General features: G+C 46.3%; 20 protein-coding genes. 16 read left to right on the forward strand and 4 right to left on the reverse strand.

Features of this window, described 5'->3' with window-relative positions; all coding sequences use genetic code 11:
• Positions 1 to 80: 80 nt before the first annotated feature.
• Positions 81 to 1,496, reverse strand: coding sequence for a diguanylate cyclase (locus AB8809_RS09170; RefSeq protein ID WP_181848683.1), 1,416 nt, complete (start codon positions 1,494 to 1,496; stop codon positions 81 to 83).
• Between the two features lie 210 nt (positions 1,497 to 1,706).
• On the opposite strand from AB8809_RS09170, the gene dsrB reads away from it, so the two are divergent.
• Positions 1,707 to 1,910 (forward strand): protein DsrB, encoded by a 204-nt coding sequence (gene dsrB, locus AB8809_RS09175; RefSeq protein WP_015840819.1) that lies wholly within the window; start codon positions 1,707 to 1,709, stop codon positions 1,908 to 1,910.
• 61 nt (positions 1,911 to 1,971) lie between these two features.
• On the opposite strand, the gene AB8809_RS09180 is transcribed toward dsrB, so the two are convergent.
• The gene (locus tag AB8809_RS09180; protein WP_015840818.1) at positions 1,972 to 3,693 is read right to left on the reverse strand and encodes a methyl-accepting chemotaxis protein; all 1,722 of its coding nucleotides are present in this window, start codon (positions 3,691 to 3,693) and stop codon (positions 1,972 to 1,974) included.
• 310 nt (positions 3,694 to 4,003) lie between these two features.
• Here AB8809_RS09180 and AB8809_RS09185 point away from each other — a divergent pair, with 310 nt between their 5' ends.
• From AB8809_RS09185 to AB8809_RS09255, 15 genes are all read left to right on the forward strand, one after another.
• Complete coding sequence (locus tag AB8809_RS09185) at positions 4,004 to 4,936, forward strand: DMT family transporter (RefSeq protein ID WP_015840817.1); 933 nt, start codon at positions 4,004 to 4,006, stop codon at positions 4,934 to 4,936.
• Positions 4,937 to 5,746: 810 nt separating this feature from the next.
• Complete coding sequence (flhD, locus tag AB8809_RS09190) at positions 5,747 to 6,097, forward strand: flagellar transcriptional regulator FlhD (RefSeq protein ID WP_015840816.1); 351 nt, start codon at positions 5,747 to 5,749, stop codon at positions 6,095 to 6,097.
• A 3-nt stretch (positions 6,098 to 6,100) separates the two neighbouring features.
• Positions 6,101 to 6,679, forward strand: a complete 579-nt coding sequence (flhC, locus tag AB8809_RS09195; protein ID WP_015840815.1) for a flagellar transcriptional regulator FlhC — start codon at positions 6,101 to 6,103, stop codon at positions 6,677 to 6,679.
• A 134-nt stretch (positions 6,680 to 6,813) separates the two neighbouring features.
• Positions 6,814 to 7,701, forward strand: a complete 888-nt coding sequence (gene motA, locus AB8809_RS09200; protein WP_015840814.1) for a flagellar motor stator protein MotA — start codon at positions 6,814 to 6,816, stop codon at positions 7,699 to 7,701.
• The gene (gene motB / locus AB8809_RS09205; RefSeq protein WP_180777781.1) at positions 7,698 to 8,750 is read left to right on the forward strand and encodes a flagellar motor protein MotB; all 1,053 of its coding nucleotides are present in this window, start codon (positions 7,698 to 7,700) and stop codon (positions 8,748 to 8,750) included. The genes motA and motB overlap by 4 nt, the downstream gene beginning before the upstream one ends.
• A gap of 33 nt (positions 8,751 to 8,783) precedes the next feature.
• Positions 8,784 to 10,799: a chemotaxis protein CheA gene (gene cheA, locus AB8809_RS09210; protein WP_228484003.1), complete on the forward strand. Its 2,016-nt coding sequence runs from the start codon at positions 8,784 to 8,786 to the stop codon at positions 10,797 to 10,799.
• Positions 10,800 to 10,830: 31 nt separating this feature from the next.
• Entirely contained in the window at positions 10,831 to 11,328 is a 498-nt protein-coding gene (cheW, locus tag AB8809_RS09215; protein WP_010279509.1) for a chemotaxis protein CheW, read from the forward strand.
• 135 nt (positions 11,329 to 11,463) lie between these two features.
• A complete protein-coding gene (locus AB8809_RS09220; protein WP_225182372.1) occupies positions 11,464 to 13,149 on the forward strand; it encodes a methyl-accepting chemotaxis protein in 1,686 nt (561 codons plus the stop codon).
• Between the two features lie 516 nt (positions 13,150 to 13,665).
• Positions 13,666 to 14,538 (forward strand): protein-glutamate O-methyltransferase CheR, encoded by an 873-nt coding sequence (gene cheR, locus AB8809_RS09225; protein ID WP_014915918.1) that lies wholly within the window; start codon positions 13,666 to 13,668, stop codon positions 14,536 to 14,538.
• Entirely contained in the window at positions 14,538 to 15,590 is a 1,053-nt protein-coding gene (locus AB8809_RS09230) for a chemotaxis response regulator protein-glutamate methylesterase (RefSeq protein WP_015840810.1), read from the forward strand. The genes cheR and AB8809_RS09230 overlap by 1 nt, the downstream gene beginning before the upstream one ends.
• A 38-nt stretch (positions 15,591 to 15,628) precedes the next feature.
• A complete protein-coding gene (cheY, locus tag AB8809_RS09235) occupies positions 15,629 to 16,018 on the forward strand; it encodes a chemotaxis response regulator CheY (RefSeq protein WP_015840809.1) in 390 nt (129 codons plus the stop codon).
• 9 nt (positions 16,019 to 16,027) lie between these two features.
• Positions 16,028 to 16,672 carry a protein phosphatase CheZ gene (gene cheZ, locus AB8809_RS09240; protein ID WP_015840808.1) on the forward strand — a complete coding sequence of 215 codons (645 nt, stop codon included), beginning with the start codon at positions 16,028 to 16,030 and terminating at the stop codon, positions 16,670 to 16,672.
• A 243-nt stretch (positions 16,673 to 16,915) separates the two neighbouring features.
• Positions 16,916 to 18,067 (forward strand): flagellar biosynthesis protein FlhB, encoded by a 1,152-nt coding sequence (gene flhB / locus AB8809_RS09245; RefSeq protein ID WP_015840807.1) that lies wholly within the window; start codon positions 16,916 to 16,918, stop codon positions 18,065 to 18,067.
• Positions 18,060 to 20,144 (forward strand): flagellar biosynthesis protein FlhA, encoded by a 2,085-nt coding sequence (gene flhA, locus AB8809_RS09250; RefSeq protein WP_349856127.1) that lies wholly within the window; start codon positions 18,060 to 18,062, stop codon positions 20,142 to 20,144. Before flhB ends, flhA begins: the two co-directional genes overlap by 8 nt.
• Entirely contained in the window at positions 20,141 to 20,560 is a 420-nt protein-coding gene (locus tag AB8809_RS09255; RefSeq protein ID WP_349856126.1) for a flagellar protein FlhE, read from the forward strand. The genes flhA and AB8809_RS09255 overlap by 4 nt, the downstream gene beginning before the upstream one ends.
• Before the next feature lie 58 nt (positions 20,561 to 20,618).
• Here AB8809_RS09255 and AB8809_RS09260 read toward each other — a convergent pair whose 3' ends face one another.
• Both AB8809_RS09260 and flgM read right to left on the reverse strand, forming a co-directional pair.
• Positions 20,619 to 21,056 (reverse strand): flagella synthesis protein FlgN, encoded by a 438-nt coding sequence (locus AB8809_RS09260; protein ID WP_015840805.1) that lies wholly within the window; start codon positions 21,054 to 21,056, stop codon positions 20,619 to 20,621.
• Between the two features lie 5 nt (positions 21,057 to 21,061).
• A complete protein-coding gene (flgM, locus tag AB8809_RS09265) occupies positions 21,062 to 21,358 on the reverse strand; it encodes a flagellar biosynthesis anti-sigma factor FlgM (RefSeq protein ID WP_349856125.1) in 297 nt (98 codons plus the stop codon).
• Between the last annotated feature and the right edge of the window lie 65 nt (positions 21,359 to 21,423).

The following is a 21,423-nucleotide window of genomic DNA, read 5'->3' on the forward strand; positions in this document are numbered from 1 at the left end:
TGCAAACCTGCGATGATGAATAGCGGGCTATTCTTTTCCGGCGGTGGTCAGAAACGCAGGCTTGCAACAAGGAAAAATAGTTATTCCTCTTGCGCGTATTCGATCCTGTTTCTGCCGTTGGCCTTGGCCTGATAGAGTGCATCGTCCGCTGCCTTTATCAGACACTCATAATCTGGATGACCGTTGTACACGGCGATACCTGCACTTATGGTCATTGTAATGCTTTCGCCGTTTTGAAGATGAATAGGGTGATCCTGAATTTTCTTTCTCAGTCGCTCGATGATGGTGTGGGCGGCGACTTTGGGCGTCTCAATAAGCACGATCATGAATTCTTCCCCGCCGTAACGAAAAACATAATCGCTGTTTCTCGTACTTTCATATAGCACTTCTGCAATCCTTTTCAGGATGTTATCGCCAGCAGCATGGCCATAGGTGTCATTGACGGTTTTAAAATGGTCAATATCAATCATGGCGATGCTGAGCGGAGTACTTGAGTGCATTGCCAGCGATATTTCATGCCGAAGAATGGTTGGCAGGAAGCGACGGTTTAGCAGAAGGGTCAACGTATCCTTACCACTTTCCAGCTTTTGGACTTCGTCAAATAGCGATCCCAAAAGCATGTTTATTTTATAAATCTTGCTTCTGACTGCTTTAAGCAGCGGAGCGTAATCCTGCTGCGTCAGTAGTGCGGTAGTGCTGTAGCCGCGAATATACTCGTCCGTTTCCGTTATGATCGAGGCGATAGTGCGTATTCCCTGAATGTTACTGAAACTGGATTTTCCCTTATGGTTAAACCATAGACCGAACTCTGAATCACTCAGGTCCTGGATGCTGGAAAGAGGCGTACCTGTTGCAACGCTGAAAATAAAAGCATTTTCCCAGTTGAGCAGCGATGCGTTCTGACGCTCTCTTTCCATGCTGGCATTTTCCAGAATGGAAAATAGCCGATAGGATTCTTCATTTTTGGCGGCGAGATCGTGCGATTGTGAATAGGTTTTACTCATGATCTCTATGGCGATATCCATAGAGATAGAGGCAAAACGCATGGCATCAAAACACAGCGCTTTATCCTCGGCGACCTGCGCAATGTCTTCATAAAGGTGCCATTTTAGACGCCTGGCTCCGCGCTCAACCAAATCGACGGGAATGCCAATACGTGCATGAATCTGGCCAATTTTCTTTTGATGATTAATCAGGTCAGCCAGGTGCTCTCCGGTATTCGTCAGAATATCTGCTATCCATTTACTCATAGACCCATGGAGGCGATCGTGAACTTGCTGACTGGAAAGAAAAAGTGAAGCTTCCTGATCTTTGAGCATGTAGGAGTAGAACTTGTCAGCAAAGTCGGACGCTTTCTGCTCGGAGATAGTGCGCAGTAGATTAAAAGATTTCTGTGAGGTTGTAGCTATTAATTGCGTCCATTCTGATGTTATGACTTGATTGTAGTCCAACTCATCGTTATCTCTCTGTTCATTAACGTTCAATAGTTCGTTCAACTTTTAATCTCTTTTGCGAGTCTGTCGGATGTACTAGGATAGAAACGATCAATTTTTTGCCTGAATAATCGATATTTAATGACAGAGAGGGTCAATATGGCGTTGTTAAAAACAAATAAAATTAATCATTTCATATAGGTACTATTACTGCCGTTGCTGTAAATGATAATGCTGTTTTTTTGATGTTAGAAGCTATTTTGAGATAATTTTATGAAAGTGAACGATCTGGTTACGGTTAAAACCGATGGGAAAACGCGCCGGGAAGGGACGATTCTGGCTGTGGAAACGTTTCAGGAAGGGATAATGTATTTAGTTGCATTAAAAGATTACCCAGCCGGTATCTGGTTTTTCAATGAGGCTGACAGCAAAGATGGTACGTTTGTTGAGCCAAAGACGTTGCCGGACGAAGAGTAAAAAGAACACACACGAGCATTGTCCGCGTTAACAATGCTCGCTGTGATTGCTGTATCCAGTATTAGAACGTTTCCCAGTTGCCGTTTTCCGTATTGGTTTTACGGGGGAGGGCGAGTGATGAACGATCCTTTGCGGCCAGAGCGTTCGGCCGACCAGGTGCTGAAGGAGCGCCTGATAAATGGCCAGATAGCTTAAATGTCGCAACTGCGCGGGTCAGCAGCGCGGCTTGCTCTTCCAGCGAGGCAGCTGCTGCACTGGCTTCCTGAACAAGCGCAGCATTCTGCTGTGTCACGCTGTCCATTTCAGATATCGCCTGGCCAACCTGAGAGATTCCCCGGCTTTGTTCGTCAGAGGCAGAGGCAATTTCACCCATGATATCAGTGACGTTAGTGACGGCATCGACGATTTCTTTCATTGTCTGACCCGCATTATCAACCAGAATAGAACCACTGTTGACCAGGTTGACGGATTCGGAAATCAGCGTTTCAATCTCTTTTGCGGCTTGTGCACTACGCTGTGCGAGGCTACGAACCTCACTGGCGACGACGGCAAAACCGCGACCTTGTTCTCCCGCTCTGGCAGCTTCAACTGCGGCATTTAGCGCGAGAATATTGGTTTGGAATGCAATGCTGTTAATGACATTGGTAATTTCAGAGATTTTCTTTGAACTACCCGAAATACTGTTCATCGTATTGACGACGTTTGCAACGATCTCGCCACCCTGTTTGGCTTTTCCTGAAGCATTGGCTGCGAGCTGGCTTGCGTGATGTGCGTTTTCTGAGTTTTGCTTCACCGTTGCCGTCAATTGCTCCATGCTGGCTGCGGTCTGCTCAAGCGCGGCGGCTTGCTGCTCGGTTCGTGAGGAAAGGTCCGTGTTACCGGATGAGATCTCCGTTGAACCCTGATAAATAGAATCTGCACTTTCCCGGACGGTAGTGACGGTTGTTACCAGAGAAGATTGCATTTGCTGAACGTTGCTGGCTAGCGTACCGATTTCATTCCTACCATAACGATCTGACATCTGAGTCAGATCGCCTTGCGCAATACGCTGAATTCTCGCGACCAACTGATTCATTGGTTTGATGAGAATACCTCTCAGCAGGAAGAAGGTCAGAAGTGTTAAAATCGTCGCCAGAGCAAAGCTGCCCCCCATCAACGAATATCCGAGTAGCGCGTTTCTCTGCGCAGTTTCATTTAATTCTTTCGCTCTTTGTGTACGGTAAGCGACAGCCTCTAACAGAAATTTGTTATAGGCCAAATCCAAAACCCGGGTTTCTTCGGATTCGAGAGTGATGACTTCTTCAAATAGCCCCTGTTTTGCTGCAGTGAGCATTAACATAAGACCTTGATTCACATAAGCATCATAAGATTTGCGCAGTTCGTCGTCCAACGCCATATCCTGCGGCGTTTTAACTGGACGCTCTTCATAGACAAGGAATGCTTTTTTTGACTGTTCCAGCCGCTGTTCAGCTTGCTTCAGGTTGTCATTGAAGACCTGAGAGTCACCGATACGTGCAGCTGCCGCAGCCTGAATGAGCAACAGACGCGCAGTACGAAGGTGGTTGGAGCTGTTTGAGATCCCCATTCGGGTATCAATTTCTTGTGTAACGTCGTCTAATGACTGATTGCTGCTTTGCAGAAAGTAGCTGGATGTGCCGATAGATGCTGCAAATAACAGCATGATTCCACCCAGAATAATGACGAATAAGGGAACTAGCCGTAAATTGCTCAGCATGCCAGCCTCGACGTGCTGCTCAGACCTTGAAGTTATTTTCATATCCATTCGCTCATTCTCAGGAATTTATGATTTACCATGCCACTAGTAGTGGCATCGGCGTTTAGGTTTTAGTGTCTACATTAATGACAAGCCATTAGCTAAACAACCAATGTAAAAGATAATCGGCATATATTGAGAAACCTTAATCAAATTCGGTGCGATCCCGATCACGTTTTTAACTCTTTAAAAAGAAAAGAGAAATACGTGATGCGAAATCATACAGATTGATAATAAAAAATAAAGAGTCTGGTTTCCTAACTTTATTTGTCTGGGGTTCAACGCTATTATGTCGGCTCTATCTTCGGAGGAATTTTTCTTGGAAAAGCACACGCATTTTTTTTCTGATAAAAAAATTGTTTTTTTTGTCGCCACATTATGCTGTTTGCTCTGGGGAAGTGCTTATCCGGCAATTAAAAATGGTTATGAACTGTTTCACATTGCAGATAATGATATTCCTGGAAAACTCGTTTTTGCAGGCTACCGGTTCGCCTTCGCCGGGCTGTTGCTGTTAGTGCTGGCTGTGTTAAGCGGGCGGTCTATCGGGCGTTTTCAGCGTGGGCAGTTAGTCCAGTTGAGCATCCTGGGAATATTCCAGACATCATTGCAGTATGTTTTTTTCTATATCGGTCTGGCTTATACCACAGGCGTTAAAGGCTCGATCATGAATGCAACCAGTACTTTTTTTAGCGTGCTGCTTGCTCATTATTTGTACCAGAATGATAAATTAAATATCAACAAGCTAGTGGGTTGTATATTAGGCTTTGTCGGTGTGATGGTCGTTAATATCAACAGTAACGGCATGAGCACCAGTTTTACGTTGTTAGGTGATGGGTTCGTTGTTATTGCCGCATTTATTTTGTCTGCATCTACTATATATGGTAAGCGGATATCGCAAACCATGGATCCAACTGTAATGACAGGTTATCAATTGGCTATTGGTGGGATCATTTTAACGATATCGGGGTACTGTACAGGTGGAACACTCATCATACCTGATTGGAAAGCTGTGCTGATGCTGGGCTATCTTATTTTGCTCTCTTCTGTCGCTTTTTCATTATGGAGCCAATTGCTGAAATATAATCGAGTTGGTATGGTCGCACCATTTAATTTCCTCATCCCGGTATCTGGTACGCTGCTTTCAGCGCTGTTCCTTAATGAAAGCATCCTAGAGTGGAAATATTTCTTTGCACTTGTCTTGGTTTGTTCAGGTATTTGGTTGGTTAACCGAGTGGTGAAAAGCGCTCGCTAAGTACCTCCGTCATCCAGTCCGCATATTGTCCTAAAGACGCTGCCTGTAGCGTGAAGTTTGAGAGTAGAACGACTTCACGCTATCGCGTCTGCAACTAACCCCAATGTCTCATTAATTTCTTTAATATCAATGAAATATCTTATTTCCTTCCTTTTTATGTCATACTTCTATGCTTTGTTGTCATTGCGGCTGTGCTTCGGCAGAAGATAGATAAATTTTGCTTCAGAACATGCGTTTAAGAGTTTTTTGGGTAAAAAGTGTAAGTTTTTCGTGAAAGGTATAAACTTACATAGCGGTATGCATCTTAGACGTAATGAATTTTTTGTATATCTATCATTTATATAGCAAGCAAATCGTTTCTTTTTGATCCTTTTCAATGATCTTTTTTGTAACGTTTGGTGCGCGTTTTTGGCGTAAAAATAGGCGCAAAAGTGATCTGACCAGACGGGCTTTGGCTCATAATGCTTTCATTTATGTGATCTGTATCACATAATGGCCAAAATCATTCTTCAGCCGCGTTGTATGTGCTACGGATTAGGCGGTACAGTTGCGCTGTTTTAGGATTAATCCTATGCTTTGGTTGGAGTGGGTCTTCAGGATGTGACTAAAAAGCAACGGATGAACGGATTCGCAGCGTGATGCGTAAAGTTGGCAAGTAACGATTGCCCGAATAAGAAATGATAAAGTAGTAACTCGCAGTATCTGGCACCGATAGTTTTTTATGCCATCAATGGAGAGTGATTTTCGAACTGGGCGATATGGTCTATCACCTAACTTATGTTTTAAACATAGCCTGTCGGGATGGGAAATATGGGTACCTCTGAATTACTCAAACACATTTATGACATTAATCTGTCTTATTTGTTACTGGCGCAACGCTTAATTAATGATGAAAAAGCTTCTGCGATGTTCCGTCTTGGAATCAATGACGAGATGGCAGATACCTTGATGCAACTGACTTTACCGCAGATGGTGAAGTTGGCAGAAACTAACCAATTGATATGCCATTTCCGTTTTAACGATCACAATACAATCAAAGTGTTGACTCAGGAATCACGTGTGGATGATTTACAGCAAATTCATACCGGGATTCTGTTGTCGAGTCACTTATTACAACAGTTAACTTCGAAAGAAGAAAACCTGCCTAAGAAAAGGGCATAAGTAATGGCGGAGAAAAGTATTGTTCAGGAAGCGAAAGATATCCAATTAGCAATGGAGCTCATTTCGCTTGGTGCTCGTTTACAGATGTTAGAAAGTGAAACTCAGTTAAGCCGCGGACGTTTGATTAAACTGTACAAAGAACTGAGAGGAAGTCCGCCGCCAAAGGGAATGCTACCTTTTTCAACGGATTGGTTTATGACCTGGGAACAGAATATTCATTCATCAATGTTCTACAACGCATACAGCTTTTTAATCAAGAATGGGCAGTGCAGTGGTGTTGAAGCGGTTATTAAATCTTACCGGCTTTATCTCGAACAGTGTGCGCCGCAGAGCGACTCTCCACTGTTGGCATTGACGCGAGCCTGGACATTAGTCCGGTTTGTTGACAGCGGTATGCTGCAACTGTCGTCATGCAATTGCTGCAAAGGGATGTTCATTACTCACGCTCATCAACCTAAAAACAGCTTTGTTTGTAGTTTGTGCCAACCCCCTTCCAGAGCAGTAAAAAAGCGTAAACTTTCGCAAAATCTTGCCGATATAATACCTCAACTGCTGGATGAACAGGTAAAACACGCAGTCTGAGCCTGTAGCGATTTGTGAATCTATCACTGTTGGTTGTGAAGGCAGTGATAGATTTCTCCTTCAAGAACGTCCTGGCTACGGCTCCGCAGTTTTATCTCACTCTCCGCCCACCTTTTTTATTATAAGGATTTCTTGTGCTGGTTATATTGGGTTATATCGTAATTGTGGCCTCGATACTCGGCGGTTATCTCATGGTCGGTGGGGCCTTGGGTGCGCTTTATCAACCTTCGGAGCTGTTGATTATCGGTGGTGCGGCGGTAGGTGCTTTCATCGTTGGTAACAATGGAAAGGCGATAAAAGCAACACTACGCGCATTACCTCTTTTGGTCAAAAGCTCCAAGTATAATAAAGCATTGTATATGGATCTCATGGCCTTACTCTTTCGTGTGATGGCCAAATCCCGCCAGCAAGGCATGCTTTCCCTGGAATTTGATATTGATAATCCTCGTGAGAGCGAGATCTTCTCAAGCTACCCGAATATCCTTGCTGACAACACCGTCGTTGAATTTATTACCGATTATTTGCGTTTGATGGTCAGCGGCAACATGAATGCGTTTGAGATTGAAACGCTGATGGATGAAGAGATCGAAACGATTGAACATGAAAGCGAAGTGCCTGCGACGAGCTTGACGCTAATGGGGGATGGTCTTCCGGCATTTGGTATCGTAGCCGCTGTTATGGGTGTTGTTCACTCACTAGCTTATGTTGATCGACCTGCTGCTGAGCTGGGGATGATGATCGCTCATGCTATGGTGGGAACCTTCTTGGGTATCCTCCTTGCTTACGGCTTTGTTTCGCCATTGGCGGCTTTATTGCGCCAGAAGAATGCAGAAAAAATCAAAGTATTACAGTGTATTAAAGTCACTTTGCTGTCGAGCCTTAATGGCTATGCTCCGCAAATTGCCGTTGAATTTGGTCGTAAAACGCTGTACTCAACGGAGCGTCCTTCCTTTACCGAATTGGAAGAACACATTCGTCGTGTGAAATCGCCGACTCAGCAAGCGTCGGACAGTAACGCATGAAACATCAGCATCCCATTATTCGCAAAAAGCGTAAGTCTGGACATGGGGGCCACCATGGTGGCTCCTGGAAGATTGCCTACGCTGACTTCATGACAGCAATGATGGCATTGTTTCTTGTAATGTGGCTTATCGCAATTTCTACGCCAATGCAGCTGGCCCAAATCGCAGAGTATTTTCGAACTCCACTAAAGGTTGCGCTAACGTCAGGCTCTAAATCAAGTGACAGTTCCAGCCCGATCCCGGGCGGAGGAAACGATCCAACCCAGCAAGATGGTGAAGTGAAAAAGGCCATCAAAACAGATAACGTGGAAAAGAAGCTGGATGAGGTTCGACTCAACAGATTGCGTGAGCGTCTGGATCAGTTAATTGAGGCCGATCCACGGCTGCGCGCACTTCGTCCACATCTGTTAATTGAAATGATCGATGAAGGGTTACGTATCCAAATCATCGATAGTCAAAATCGCCCAATGTTTAAAACCGGAAGCGCACAGGTTGAACCTTATATGCGCGATATTCTGCGTGCTATAGCGCCTATTCTGAACGATTTCCCCAATAAACTGAGTATTTCAGGCCATACCGATGATGTTCAGTATACGACGGGGGAACGTGGTTATAGTAACTGGGAACTGTCCGCAGATCGTGCTAATGCATCGCGCCGAGAGCTTATTTTTGGTGGTTTGTCTGATGGAAAAGTTTTGCGCGTTGTGGGCATGGCTGCGACAATGAACCTCAAACAGGCGACAGGTGGAAATGATGCGATTAACCGACGCATCAGTCTGCTGGTATTGAGCAGACAAGCTCAAAAGGATATTGAAGAAGAAAATGCAGAAAGCTCTGCTGTAAATATAGACAAGGCGGAAAATTTACAAAATATGGAGTTGGATAAGCCTAAACCTACCACTCCGGCTGCCGAAAATAGTGATAATAATACGAGTGGGAGTGGTGGGGCATCGCCACAACCAACTAATGGAGTTCCTGCTCCAGAGCGTCAACAGCCAACCACTGCGTTGCCTGCTGCGCCCGATAGTCAGGCGACGCCTTCTCAATAAGCCGCGATTCACAGCAGAGGTGACCACGTGAGCATGGACATGAGTGCTTTCTATCAAACTTTCTTTGATGAAGCAGATGAATTACTGGCAGATATGGAACAACATTTATTATTGTTGGATCCGTCGGAGCCTGATACAGAGCAATTGAATGCAATTTTCCGAGCGGCTCACTCCATAAAAGGGGGCGCAGGTACGTTCGGTTTTAAAGTATTACAAGAAACTACACACATTTTAGAAAACCTACTCGATGGGGCAAGACGTGGAGAAATGCGTCTTAGCACTGATATCATCAACCTGTTTCTGGAAACAAAAGACATTATGCAGGATCAGTTGGACGCTTATAAAACCGCGCAGGAACCCAATGCCGAAAGCTTTGAGTATATCTGTCAGGCTCTGCGCCAGCTCGCCCTGGAGTCTAAAGCTGATGGTGACGTCACCCAGGCTGAGGCTCCAGTTGGAACACAGCACACTACCAGCCCAGCATCTAACGCTGTAGGTAAAGGTGAAATGCGTATCGCATTAACCGGCCTGAAATCCCAGGAAATACCTCAAATGCTGGAAGAGCTTGGTAATCTGGGAACCGTTAAAGATCCTCACCAGACTGACACTAGCGTAGAAGTGACATTGGTTACTTCGGAAAGTGAAGACGATATTAGTGCCGTGCTGTGTTTTGTTCTTGAACCTGAGCAAATCAGCTTCAAGTCTGCCGTAGCTAGCCAACCTGTCGTTGCTGAAGTTGTAGAGACATTGGCTGTTGTTGAAGCGCCAGCCCCAGCCCCGGTAGCTCCAGTTGCACCGTCTGCGCCAACTGCTGCAAAACCGCAAGCTGCACCGGAAAATGGAAAAAATAAAGCAAAAACCGGTGATACCAGTATTCGTGTAGCGGTTGAGAAAGTTGACCAGCTTATCAACCTCGTTGGTGAGTTAGTCATTACGCAATCGATGCTGGCACAGCGCTCAAGCGAACTCGATCCTGTGGCGCATGGCGATCTGCTTAACAGCATGGGGCAGTTGGAACGTAACGCTCGCGATTTGCAAGAGTCGGTTATGTCCATCCGTATGATGCCGATGGAATATGTGTTTAGCCGTTTCCCTCGCTTGGTTCGTGACTTGGCTGCCAAATTGGATAAGCAGGTCGAGCTGACGCTCATGGGGAGTTCGACTGAATTGGATAAGAGTTTGATCGAACGTATTATCGATCCTCTTACTCACTTGGTGCGTAACAGCCTCGATCACGGTATCGAATCGCCAGATAAACGCGTTGCTGCAGGTAAATCTGCAGTAGGTAACCTGACGCTTTCCGCGGAACATCAGGGCGGTAACATCTGTATTGAAGTTATCGATGATGGAGCTGGGCTCAACCGCGAAAGAATTCTGGCTAAGGCGCTGTCTCAAGGATTGGCCGTGAGCGACACAATGTCTGATGAAGAAGTCGGTATGTTGATTTTTGCTCCTGGTTTCTCCACGGCTGAGAAGGTCACAGACGTTTCTGGTCGCGGTGTCGGCATGGACGTAGTTAAGCGAAATATCCAGGAAATGGGTGGGCATGTCGAAATCCACTTCCAGGCTGGGAAAGGTACAACTATCAGAATCTTGTTGCCATTAACGTTAGCCATCCTCGATGGTATGTCCGTTAAAGTTAACAATGAAGTCTTTATTCTACCGCTTAATGCTGTGATGGAATCCCTGCAGCCTCAGTCGGAGGATTTGTATCCATTAGCCGGTGGCGAGCGTGTACTACAGGTTCGTGGTGAATATTTACCTCTCGTTGAGCTATTCCATATTTTTGATGTGGATGGCGCTAAAACGGATGCTACACAGGGAATCGTCGTTATCCTGCAGAGTGCGGGACGGCGTTACGCCTTGTTGGTCGATCAGTTGATTGGGCAACATCAGGTCGTCGTTAAAAACCTGGAAAGTAATTATCGCAAGGTACCAGGCGTTTCAGCCGCTACCATTCTTGGTGATGGTAGCGTTGCGCTGATTGTGGATGTTTCAGCGTTACAAGCGCTTAATCGTGAAAAGCGTGTGGTTGAAACTGCTGCTTAATAAAACAGATCGTTAATAAAGGGTGGAAAACATGACTGGACTTGCAAGCGTCACGAAATTAACTGGCGAAACAGTAGGACAGGAATTCCTGATTTTTACGCTGGGTGACGAAGAGTACGGCGTTGATATTTTAAAAGTACAAGAAATTCGCGGTTATGACCAGGTAACGCGCATTGCCAACACGCCTTCCTTCATCAAAGGTGTCACCAATCTACGCGGTGTCATTGTACCGATCGTTGACTTGCGCATTAAATTCGCCAAGCAGGATGTTGAATACGATGACAACACGGTTGTTATTGTTCTGAATCTTGGTCAGCGTGTCGTAGGTATTGTCGTCGATGGCGTGTCTGATGTGTTGTCATTGACCGCAGATCAAATTCGCCCTGCGCCGGAGTTTGCCGTAACTCTGTCAACAGAATACCTGACTGGTTTGGGCTCTTTAGGCGAGAGAATGCTGATTCTGGTTGATATCGAAAAACTGTTGAGCAGCGAAGAAATGGCGCTGGTTGATAGCGTATTAAAAGTCTAATCCATCGGCCTTCAGGGGCTACGAAAGTGGCCCCGAAAACCTTCCTTAGTCATATCCTTGTCAGTTCAGAAATTCGTAAAGATATCCAGAATAGTGCCGATATCATCGGTGGTTGGTCTACTCAAAAGGCGTTATATGTTTAACCGTATAAAAGTTGTTACAGGTCTGATGCTTGTACTGGTGTTGTTTGGGGCACTTCAGCTTATTTCTGGTGGTTTATTCTTTAGTGCATTAAAAAATGATAAGGATATCTTCAGCTCAACGCAGATTATTAACCAAAAGCGTTCTGAACTGGATTCAGCATGGTCATATTTATTACAGACCCGTAATACCCTTAACCGGGCAGGTACGCGTTTTGCTCTTGATGCGAGTGGTACCGGTGCTGGTGCTGGTGGTAAAGAGCTTCTGGTTTCAGCTCAAAAACAACTGGTTGTGGCAAACGATTTTTTCTCCCGCTATGAGAAAGTGCCGCAGGACGCACGCCAGGATGAAGCCGTTACTCGGGGCGTAAAAGAGAATTATGTGGCTTTGAATGGCGCATTAACGGAATTAATTCAGTTTTTGAATGCAGGGGAATTTAAGAAGTTTGTTGAGCAACCGACACAAAGTTTCCAGGATAACTTTGAAAAAGCGTATTACGCCTATAAAGCGGAAAGCGATAAACTTTATCAGGCCGGTATAGCGAAAAACAACGAAGCTTATGACTCGGCGCTTTGGATCCTTGGTTTCATTGTTGTGCTGGTTTTTGCGGTAGCTCTGGTTTCCTGGATTGGTATTCAACAACTACTAATTAGGCCGCTAAATAATATTGTTGAACACATTCGTCATATTGCAAAAGGTGATTTGACAAAAACAACCCACTTTCACAGCAGTAATGAAATGGGAATTCTGGCTGACAGTATTCGTCATATGCAAAGTGAGTTTGTTGCAACGGTTAGTGCTGTTCGACAAGGCGCTGATGCGATTTATACTGGCGCAACAGAGATTAGTGCTGGAAATAACGACCTTTCTTCACGTACCGAGCAGCAAGCTGCTTCGTTAGAAGAAACAGCGGCAAGTATGGAACAGTTGACCGCAACCGTTAAACAGAATGCGGAAAACGCCCGTCAGGCCAGCCAGTTGGCTCTGAGTGCGTCAGAGACGGCACAGAAGGGCGGCAAGGTCGTCGATAATGTTGTCAAAACCATGCACAATATCGCTGGAAGTTCGCAAAAAATTGCCGATATTACTAGTGTGATTGATGGTATTGCTTTCCAAACCAACATTCTTGCGCTGAATGCGGCGGTTGAAGCGGCCAGAGCAGGGGAGCAAGGCCGTGGATTTGCGGTTGTTGCAGGCGAAGTGCGTAATTTGGCACAGCGTAGTGCGCAAGCTGCGAAAGAAATTAAAAGTTTGATTGAAGATTCTGTCAGTCGGGTCGATGAAGGTTCTGTGCTGGTTGAGAGTGCGGGCGAGACGATGGGAGAAATCGTCAGTGCGGTTACTCGTGTAACAGACATCATGGGCGAAATTGCCTCAGCTTCAGATGAGCAAAGTAAAGGGATCGATCAGGTTGGTCAGGCTGTAACTGAAATGGATCGCGTAACGCAACAAAACGCCTCCTTGGTTGAAGAGTCTGCGGCCGCAGCGGTTGCTCTGGAAGAACAAGTGAAAGTGTTGAATCAGGCTGTTGCGGTATTCCGCCTGTCTGAAGATGCGGGTTCTTTTAGAAGAACGACACCAGCAGCGACGGGCCAAAAACCTGTATTGCTGGCGCCATCAGCGAATGGCGGCAAGAAAGCAAAAGAAGGTTTATCCAATGATAATTGGGAAACGTTCTGATAAGGAGCCGTCTATAGGCTATAAATAACCAAGCTGTAGGACGTGTTACTGAGCCAATTCCCAGCCGCTTACGAGTAGGTGGCTGGGTGCTCGCTTACTCGCCATAATTTAAAAAATGAATAGGTGAGTAATTTATCTCTGCATGCTTGGGGTTTTATAAGTGATATAGCACTTGGTGCTTTGAAGCAGGATAATTCATGGTATTGTTCAATCTGTAACTTATGTTATGGATATGATGGGGTGAGGCTGGCTTTGGTATTAAAGCCAAAGAATAAAGCAGGTAGCGCAGCTGTGATGAGAGGGAGAATGCCACCCGACAGCATGTGGCTTTGGTAGAACTAACACACTGACTGGTTTTGTTTGCAGAACTTGTAGGGTGTATTACCAATACAGTGTCAGTTTTAATCGCCATGCGATGAGCAATTGACGAATGACAATAAAAAACCTGCGTTAGCTGTAAAGGAAAGTTCAGATTGAAAAAAACCATAGCAAAAAACACTATTCGAGCGGTTTGATATGAAAAGTACACCATCGCAAAATCGCCCTGAATCTGCCTCTATTCTGACGCAGATGGTTGACCGGTTGCCGTTGTCGGACACTCATTTCCGACGCATCAGCCAATTAATATATCAGCGAGCCGGCATTGTTCTGGCCGATCACAAACGCGAAATGGTTTATAACCGTTTGGTTAGACGTCTCCGTTTGCTTGGAATTAATGATTTCGGTCAGTATTTAGCGTTGTTGGAGTCAGATCCTAACAGTGCAGAATGGCAAGCCTTTGTTAATGCGTTAACCACTAACCTAACGGCATTTTTCCGTGAAGCTCACCATTTTCCTATATTGGCTGAGCATGCCAGAAAACGTCCAAACGGTTACACTATCTGGAGTACAGCGGCTTCTACAGGGGAAGAACCCTATTCGCTGGCCATGACACTTGCCGAAGTTTTGGGTAATAAAGCAAGTGGATGTCAGGTATGGGCCAGTGATATTGATACCCAGGTATTAGAAAAGGCAACGGCTGGCATCTATCGTCAGGAGGAGTTGCGCTCTCTTTCTCCACAGCAACTACAGCGATTCTTTTTACGCGGTACTGGGCCACACAGTGGTTTGGTTCGTGTTCGTCCTGAGCTTGCGTCAATGGTGCATTTCCAACAACTAAATCTACTCGCTCCTGATTGGTCTGTTCCCGCGCCATTCGATGCTATTTTTTGTCGTAATGTAATGATTTATTTCGATAAAGAAACTCAAGAGCGTATTCTCCGCCGATTCGTCCCGATGCTTAAGCCGGGGGGATTGTTATTTGCCGGGCATTCAGAGAATTTCAGCCAGATCAGTCGCGAATTCTATTTGCGTGGGCAAACTGTATACGGGCTGGCTAAGGAAAGATAATGAGCAAGATAAGAGTATTATGCGTTGATGATTCTGCCCTCATGCGTCAGATCATGACTGAAATAATTAATAGCCATTCTGATATGGAAGTTGTCGCAACTGCGCCAGATCCATTAGTTGCTCGTGATTTGATTAAAAAATTCAATCCTCAAGTATTAACGCTGGATGTTGAAATGCCGCGTATGGATGGATTGGATTTTCTTGAAAAGCTGATGCGTTTGCGCCCGATGCCTGTCGTCATGGTGTCGTCCCTGACGGGAAAAGGTTCGGAAATCACGCTTCGTGCTTTGGAGCTTGGTGCGATTGATTTTGTCACCAAGCCTCAGTTAGGCATTCGTGAGGGGATGCTGGCGTACAGCGAGCTGATTGCGGAAAAAATTCGCATGGCAGCGAAGGCTCGCCTGCCGCAGCGTAGTGCAGCGGCTGAGCCGACAAAAATTATTCAGCATATGCCATTGCTCAGTAGTGAGAAATTGATCGCGATTGGTGCATCAACAGGGGGAACGGAAGCGATACGGCATGTATTACAGCCTCTGCCGCCGACAAGCCCCGCATTACTGATTACACAGCATATGCCACCAGGCTTTACGAAATCTTTCGCCGAGCGGTTGAACAAACTGTGCCAGATTACGGTGAAAGAAGCGGAAGACGGGGAACGTGTTCTTCCTGGTCATGCCTACATTGCCCCTGGAGCACGCCATCTTGAACTGGCGCGTAGTGGAGCAAACTACCAAGTACGTTTAAATGATGGACCTCCGGTGAATCGACATCGTCCATCAGTCGATGTGTTATTCCGTTCGGTTGCACAATACGCCGGGCGAAATGCTGTAGGGGTAATCCTTACTGGAATGGGGAATGATGGGGCGGCTGGTATGTTGGAACTCCATCAGGCTGGCGCTTATACTCTGGCCCAAAATGAAGCAAGTTGTGTGGTTTTCGGGATGCCACGTGAAGCGATTGCTATGGGTGGCGTCGATGAAGTGGTGGATTTGCACCAGGTGAGCCAGCGTATGTTGGCACAAATCTCTGCCGGACAGGCATTACGTATATAAGCAGCTCTCGGTGAGCAATAAATATTTTAGGAGTAGGTATGGCCGATAAAGAACTCAGATTTCTGGTAGTGGATGATTTTTCGACGATGCGCCGAATTGTCCGTAACCTGCTGAAGGAACTGGGCTTTAATAACGTAGAAGAAGCAGAGGATGGCGCTGATGCGCTGAACAAGCTTCGTGCTGGTGCTTTTGATTTCGTCATTTCTGACTGGAATATGCCTAACATGGATGGACTGGAGCTGCTGCAGACTATTCGTGCTGACGGTTCGCTTTCCAGCCTTCCGGTGCTGATGGTAACTGCGGAAGCGAAGAAAGAGAACATTATCGCTGCAGCACAAGCGGGTGCTAGCGGCTATGTAGTTAAACCATTTACTGCAGCTACCCTTGAAGAAAAACTGAATAAGATTTTCGAAAAATTGGGTATGTAAGGGGATCTTATGACGCCACATATGCCGTCCGTGAACGACACTGCTTCAGCAACCGAGATCATTTCGCGTATTGGCCAATTGACTCGTATGCTACGCGACAGCTTGAAAGAGCTGGGTTTGGATAATGCGATAGCAGAAGCCGCAGAGGCTATTCCTGATGCCCGCGATCGCCTTGACTATGTTGTCCAGATGACTGCGCAAGCGGCAGAGCGCGCTCTGAGCTGCGTAGAAGCTGCACAGCCACGTCAAAACCAACTAGAAGCTGATGCTAAGTCTCTGAAAGCTCGTTGGGATGAGTGGTTTGAAAATCCAATCGAGCTGGCAGATGCGCGTGAATTAGTCACGGATACGCGTAGCTATCTTGAAGATGTACCGCAGCATACCTCATTTACCAACGCTCAACTGTTGGAAATCATGATGGCGCAGGATTTCCAGGACCTTACCGGTCAGGTCATCAAGCGTATGATGGATGTTGTCCAGGAGATTGAAAAACAACTGTTGATGGTGTTGCTGGAAAATATCCCAGAAAAACCAGATGCACCTAAGCGTGCAAATGATGGTCTGCTGAATGGGCCGCAGTTGGATAAAGGTGCAGCAGGTATCGTCGCCAATCAGGATCAGGTTGATGATCTTCTGGATAGCCTTGGGTTCTAATCCATCTTGTTTCAAGAAAGGGAGTGATTCCTTTTTTTGAAAAAATGATGAACACCATCGCCTGGTTATTTATGGCCAGTACTTATGGCCATAAATAGCTAAATTCGATATTCCCCACCTTTCCCCCTTACTATTCGTTAAAGAAGCGTTGGTTTTTCTCGTTGTTCCAGCCATAAAATTTTTCCGTATTTGTCATGCTAGGCAGCAAATTCCTATCCCGAAAGTCGTAACAGGAACGCCATAGTGGCTGATGATAGCGATCTAGAAAAAACAGAAGCCCCCACTCCCCAAAAGGAGGAAAAGGCGCGTGAAGAAGGCCAGATCCCACGATCTCGAGAGCTGACTTCTGTTCTGATGATGGTCGCAGGATTGGCTATTTTGTGGATAGGTGGCGATGCTATGGCTGGCCGATTGGCCAGAATTGTCTCACAGTCGTTAAATTTTGATTACGCCACGATCGGCGATGACACCCAAATGCTACGGCATGTTGGCTCATTACTGCGTCAGGCTGCGTCGGCGTTAATACCCATTATGTTCGGGGCTGTGTTGGTTGCACTGTCTGCGCCTTTGCTGCTCGGCGGGGTACTATTTAGTACCAAATCATTAAAAGTTAATTTTAAAAAATTAGATCCTATCTCTGGACTGAAGCGGTTGTTTTCTGCTCAATCACTAGCTGAGCTTTTTAAAGCAATATTAAAATCAGTCATGGTTGGGATCATTAGTACGCTGTTCTTGATTCATAACTGGCCAAAAATATTGCATTTAATATCCGAATCGCCGATTTCGGCGTTAGGTGATGCGTTAGAGTTGGCCGTAATGTGTGGCTTTCTCATCATCATGGGCCTGATTCCTATGGTCGCTTTTGATGTGTTTTGGCAAGTCTGGAGCCACATCAAAAAATTACGGATGAGCAAGCAGGAAATTCGGGACGAGCATAAACAGAGTGAAGGCGATCCTCATGTTAAAGGCCGTATTCGTCAGCAGCAGAGAGCAATTGCTCAGCGTAGAATGATGGCTGATGTTCCTAAGGCTGATGTGATAGTCACTAACCCGACGCATTATGCGGTAGCATTACGTTATGATGAGAAAAAAATGAATGCACCGAAAGTGTTGGCTAAAGGTGCGGGTGAGATCGCTTTGCGTATTCGTGAGTTGGGGACCGAGCATCGCGTCCCTATTTTAGAAGCGCCCCCGTTGGCTCGAGCGCTATTTCGTCATTCAGAGATCGGAGAGCACATTCCCGCTGCGTTGTATGCTGCTGTTGCAGAAGTCTTAGCTTGGGTTTATCAACTGAAACGCTGGAAGCGCGAAGGTGGATTAATTCCTAGAAAACCGAAACATTTACCAGTGCCTGATGCGCTGGATTTTGCTAAAGAGAATACTACTGATGGCTAATTTGGCCTCTTTGCTTCGTTTACCGAGTAATATGAAAGGTACCCAATGGCAAATATTAGCCGGACCTATACTGATCCTGCTGATACTTTCCATGATGGTATTGCCGCTGCCGCCATTTATCCTGGATCTGCTATTTACCTTTAACATCGCACTGTCAATCATGGTATTGCTGGTTGCGATGTTCACGCAGCGGACGCTGGAATTTGCTGCATTTCCTACGATCCTGCTGTTTTCTACGTTGCTGCGTTTGTCACTCAACGTCGCGTCTACCCGTATTATTTTACTGGAAGGCCATACGGGCACCGCTGCTGCCGGTAAGGTCGTTGAAGCATTTGGCCACTTTCTGGTTGGCGGAAATTTTGCCATAGGTATTGTGGTCTTTATCATTCTTGTCTTAATCAACTTCATGGTTATCACCAAAGGTGCCGGACGTATCGCCGAAGTCGGCGCGCGTTTTGTGCTGGACGGTATGCCAGGTAAGCAGATGGCGATCGATGCCGATCTTAATGCTGGGATAATTGGTGAAGAAGAGGCGAAAAAACGCCGTGCTGAGGTGACGCAGGAGTCTGATTTTTACGGTTCAATGGATGGTGCCAGTAAGTTCGTGCGCGGTGATGCTATCGCCGGACTGATTATCATGGTCATTAACGTTATTGGCGGATTGATCGTTGGTGTTGTACAACACGGTATGCCGGTAGGACAGGCCGCAGAAAGCTATACGCTGCTTACCATCGGTGACGGTCTGGTTGCTCAGATTCCTGCTCTGATTATTTCTACCGCAGCGGGTGTTATTGTTACTCGCGTGAGTACCGATCAGGATGTTGGCCAACAGATGGTCACCCAACTGTTCAACAATCCACGGGTTATGGTACTGAGTGCGGCGGTTATCGGGCTTATTGGCTTGGTTCCCGGTATGCCTAATTTTGTCTTTCTGTTATTCACTGCATCTTTGTTAGGGCTAGCCTGGTGGATGCGCGGTGAGCAGCAAAAAGAACCTGTGTTGCAGCCAACACCCGCAGCAATGGAGAAACATCAGGTTATTGAAGCCAGCTGGTCTGATGTACAGCTTGAAGATCCGCTAGGTATGGAAGTGGGTTATCGCTTGATTCCAATGGTCGACGCACAGCAAGATGGTGAACTGCTGGGTAGGATTCGTAGTATCAGGAAGAAATTTGCTCAGGAAATGGGGTATTTACCGCCGGTGGTTCATATCCGGGATAATTTGGAGCTTCAGCCTGCCAGCTATCGTATATTAATGAAAGGTGTTGAGGTTGGTAGCGGTGAAGCTCATCCTGGGCGTTGGATGGCGATCAACCCGGGCAATGCGGTTGGTTCTTTGTCTGGTGATATCACGCAAGACCCTGCGTTTGGGCTGCCGGCTGTCTGGATTGATAATGCCCTGAAAGAACAGGCCCAAGCTCAAGGGTTTACGGTCGTAGAGGCCAGTACGGTGGTGGCAACACATTTGAACCACTTAATTGCATTACATGCCAGTGAGTTGTTTGGAAGACAAGAAGCGCAGCAATTGATGGACCGCGTTGCGCAGGAAATGCCAAAACTGACAGAAGATTTCATTCCTGGTGTCGTGACGCTAACAACGTTGCACAAGGTCTTGCAAAATCTGCTTAGCGAGAGAGTATCTATCAGGGATATGCGTACCATCATGGAGACATTGGCTGAACATGCGCCAGTGCAGCCGGATCCTTATGAACTCACCACGGTAGTGAGGGTGGCTCTGGGACGTGCTATCACTCAGCAGTGGTTCCCGGGAGACAGCGAACTTCAGGTTATAGGCCTTGAAGGATCGTTGGAACGCCTTCTGTTACAGGCACTTCAGGGGGGCGGTGGCCTTGAGCCTGGGCTTGCCGATCGCCTGCTCGAACAGGCGAAACAAGCGTTACAGCGGCAGGAGATGCTAGGTGCTCCACCGGTTCTGCTTGTGAACCATGCCTTACGTGCTTTGCTCGCTCGCTTCCTGCATCGCAGCTTGCCAAACATGGCTGTGCTATCTAATTTGGAAATCAGCGATCATCGCCAGATCCGTATGACATCGATTATAGGGGAAGCCCAGAAATGAGGGCGGTGATGCGTTTTTTGTCGGTCGCTGTGCTGGCGCTTCCGTTCTATGCTATTGCGACACCTGGCAGTTGGAACGGGAGTATGGCCGGAATAAAGCTGGATTACCGTGGTGAAATGGTTACCACGTCGGCTTTCACGCCTAACATTGCCGTTAAGCCAGAGGAAACTATCACAACAATATATTGGCGGCATCTTATTGATTCAGAGATACCGACAGGGCTTGCGGTTAAGCTCTGTTCACAAACACCGCAGCGTTGTGTTGACTTAGGCGGAAGTGGTGATGGACAAACTCAGGCATTTGAGGGACTGGCGGCTAACAATGAGTTTCGCTTTGTCTACTACATTGCAGGAAATGGACGTATAAATCATACATTCAGCGTTCGCACGATAGATATCGCGGTGAACTATAAGTAGTTTTTAAAAAAGTAGCAGTTTTAAATGATGAAAAGTCTCTGCTGAAATACAGAGACTTTTAGAACGTGATTTTTCTACCGCCCACTGTTACACCTTTTGACTGACCATCAGGACCATACAATCCCTGACCATGACGAGGCTTCAGTATATTGATGGCTTCATTGGTATAGGCAATATGCCGACTCAGCAGAAGACCATTGTGCTTATTCTGATCGTTCAAACGTCTGGTTAGCTCTTGAACCTGCTGCCAGTAAGCAGACAATTTCTCAATACCATCATAAGGTGCTTGCAGCTTAAGCGTTGATTCGATGTCATGACGTCGAGTTTCCAAATGCTGCATCGTTGCCAGCAAAGAGGTTTTTTTCTCCGTCACCTGTTGTAGAGCAATACTATTGATATGCCCCGCGCAAAGTAACGTTTGCTCGTCAGACATGACAGCATCAAGCTCACGCAGGTTATGCAGCAGCTGCTCCAGAATCGATTGCAGATTTTCCATAGATATTACTTACCTGCTAAAAAATCCTGTGTTTCTTTCAGCAATGTATCCGCGATCTTTCCGGCATCAATTTTAAGTGAGCCATCACGAATTGCCTGCTTCAGCGTTTCAACACGGTTCATGTCGATGTCCTGCGTACCAGGCTGCATCAATTTTGCCTGCGCGTCGCTCAGTTTTACCTGTGTTGCGCTGACTTCAGACTGAGCCTCAGCCTGTTTGCGTTTGGTTTTAGCGATATCGCCAGACTCGCGTTGTTGCACTTGACTGACCGGCTTCAGTGACTGGGTGCGATCAATACTCATAATACATCCCTCTGATTTGAGGATAAAAAGTTAATCATCAATGTGTTACAGAATTTCCATCACAT

Origin of the sequence: Pectobacterium aroidearum (genome assembly GCF_041228105.1) — a bacterium.
In the GTDB taxonomy this organism is placed as follows: Bacteria; Pseudomonadota; Gammaproteobacteria; order Enterobacterales; family Enterobacteriaceae; genus Pectobacterium; species Pectobacterium aroidearum.

What these genes read in the sequence shown, in the direction of transcription:
- AB8809_RS09255 (WP_349856126.1), top strand. Translation starts at nt 20,141, where the DNA reads ATGAGGGCGGTGATGCGTTTTTTGTCGGTCGCTGTGCTGGCGCTTCCG.
- AB8809_RS09260 (WP_015840805.1), bottom strand. Translation starts at nt 21,056, where the DNA reads ATGGAAAATCTGCAATCGATTCTGGAGCAGCTGCTGCATAACCTGCGT.
- cheZ (WP_015840808.1), top strand. Translation starts at nt 16,028, where the DNA reads ATGACGCCACATATGCCGTCCGTGAACGACACTGCTTCAGCAACCGAG.
- dsrB (WP_015840819.1), top strand. Translation starts at nt 1,707, where the DNA reads ATGAAAGTGAACGATCTGGTTACGGTTAAAACCGATGGGAAAACGCGC.
- cheW (WP_010279509.1), top strand. Translation starts at nt 10,831, where the DNA reads ATGACTGGACTTGCAAGCGTCACGAAATTAACTGGCGAAACAGTAGGA.
- flhC (WP_015840815.1), top strand. Translation starts at nt 6,101, where the DNA reads ATGGCGGAGAAAAGTATTGTTCAGGAAGCGAAAGATATCCAATTAGCA.
- cheA (WP_228484003.1), top strand. Translation starts at nt 8,784, where the DNA reads ATGGACATGAGTGCTTTCTATCAAACTTTCTTTGATGAAGCAGATGAA.
- motB (WP_180777781.1), top strand. Translation starts at nt 7,698, where the DNA reads ATGAAACATCAGCATCCCATTATTCGCAAAAAGCGTAAGTCTGGACAT.
- AB8809_RS09220 (WP_225182372.1), top strand. Translation starts at nt 11,464, where the DNA reads ATGTTTAACCGTATAAAAGTTGTTACAGGTCTGATGCTTGTACTGGTG.
- cheY (WP_015840809.1), top strand. Translation starts at nt 15,629, where the DNA reads ATGGCCGATAAAGAACTCAGATTTCTGGTAGTGGATGATTTTTCGACG.
- cheR (WP_014915918.1), top strand. Translation starts at nt 13,666, where the DNA reads ATGAAAAGTACACCATCGCAAAATCGCCCTGAATCTGCCTCTATTCTG.
- AB8809_RS09180 (WP_015840818.1), bottom strand. Translation starts at nt 3,693, where the DNA reads ATGGATATGAAAATAACTTCAAGGTCTGAGCAGCACGTCGAGGCTGGC.
- flgM (WP_349856125.1), bottom strand. Translation starts at nt 21,358, where the DNA reads ATGAGTATTGATCGCACCCAGTCACTGAAGCCGGTCAGTCAAGTGCAA.
- flhA (WP_349856127.1), top strand. Translation starts at nt 18,060, where the DNA reads ATGGCTAATTTGGCCTCTTTGCTTCGTTTACCGAGTAATATGAAAGGT.
- AB8809_RS09230 (WP_015840810.1), top strand. Translation starts at nt 14,538, where the DNA reads ATGAGCAAGATAAGAGTATTATGCGTTGATGATTCTGCCCTCATGCGT.
- flhD (WP_015840816.1), top strand. Translation starts at nt 5,747, where the DNA reads ATGGGTACCTCTGAATTACTCAAACACATTTATGACATTAATCTGTCT.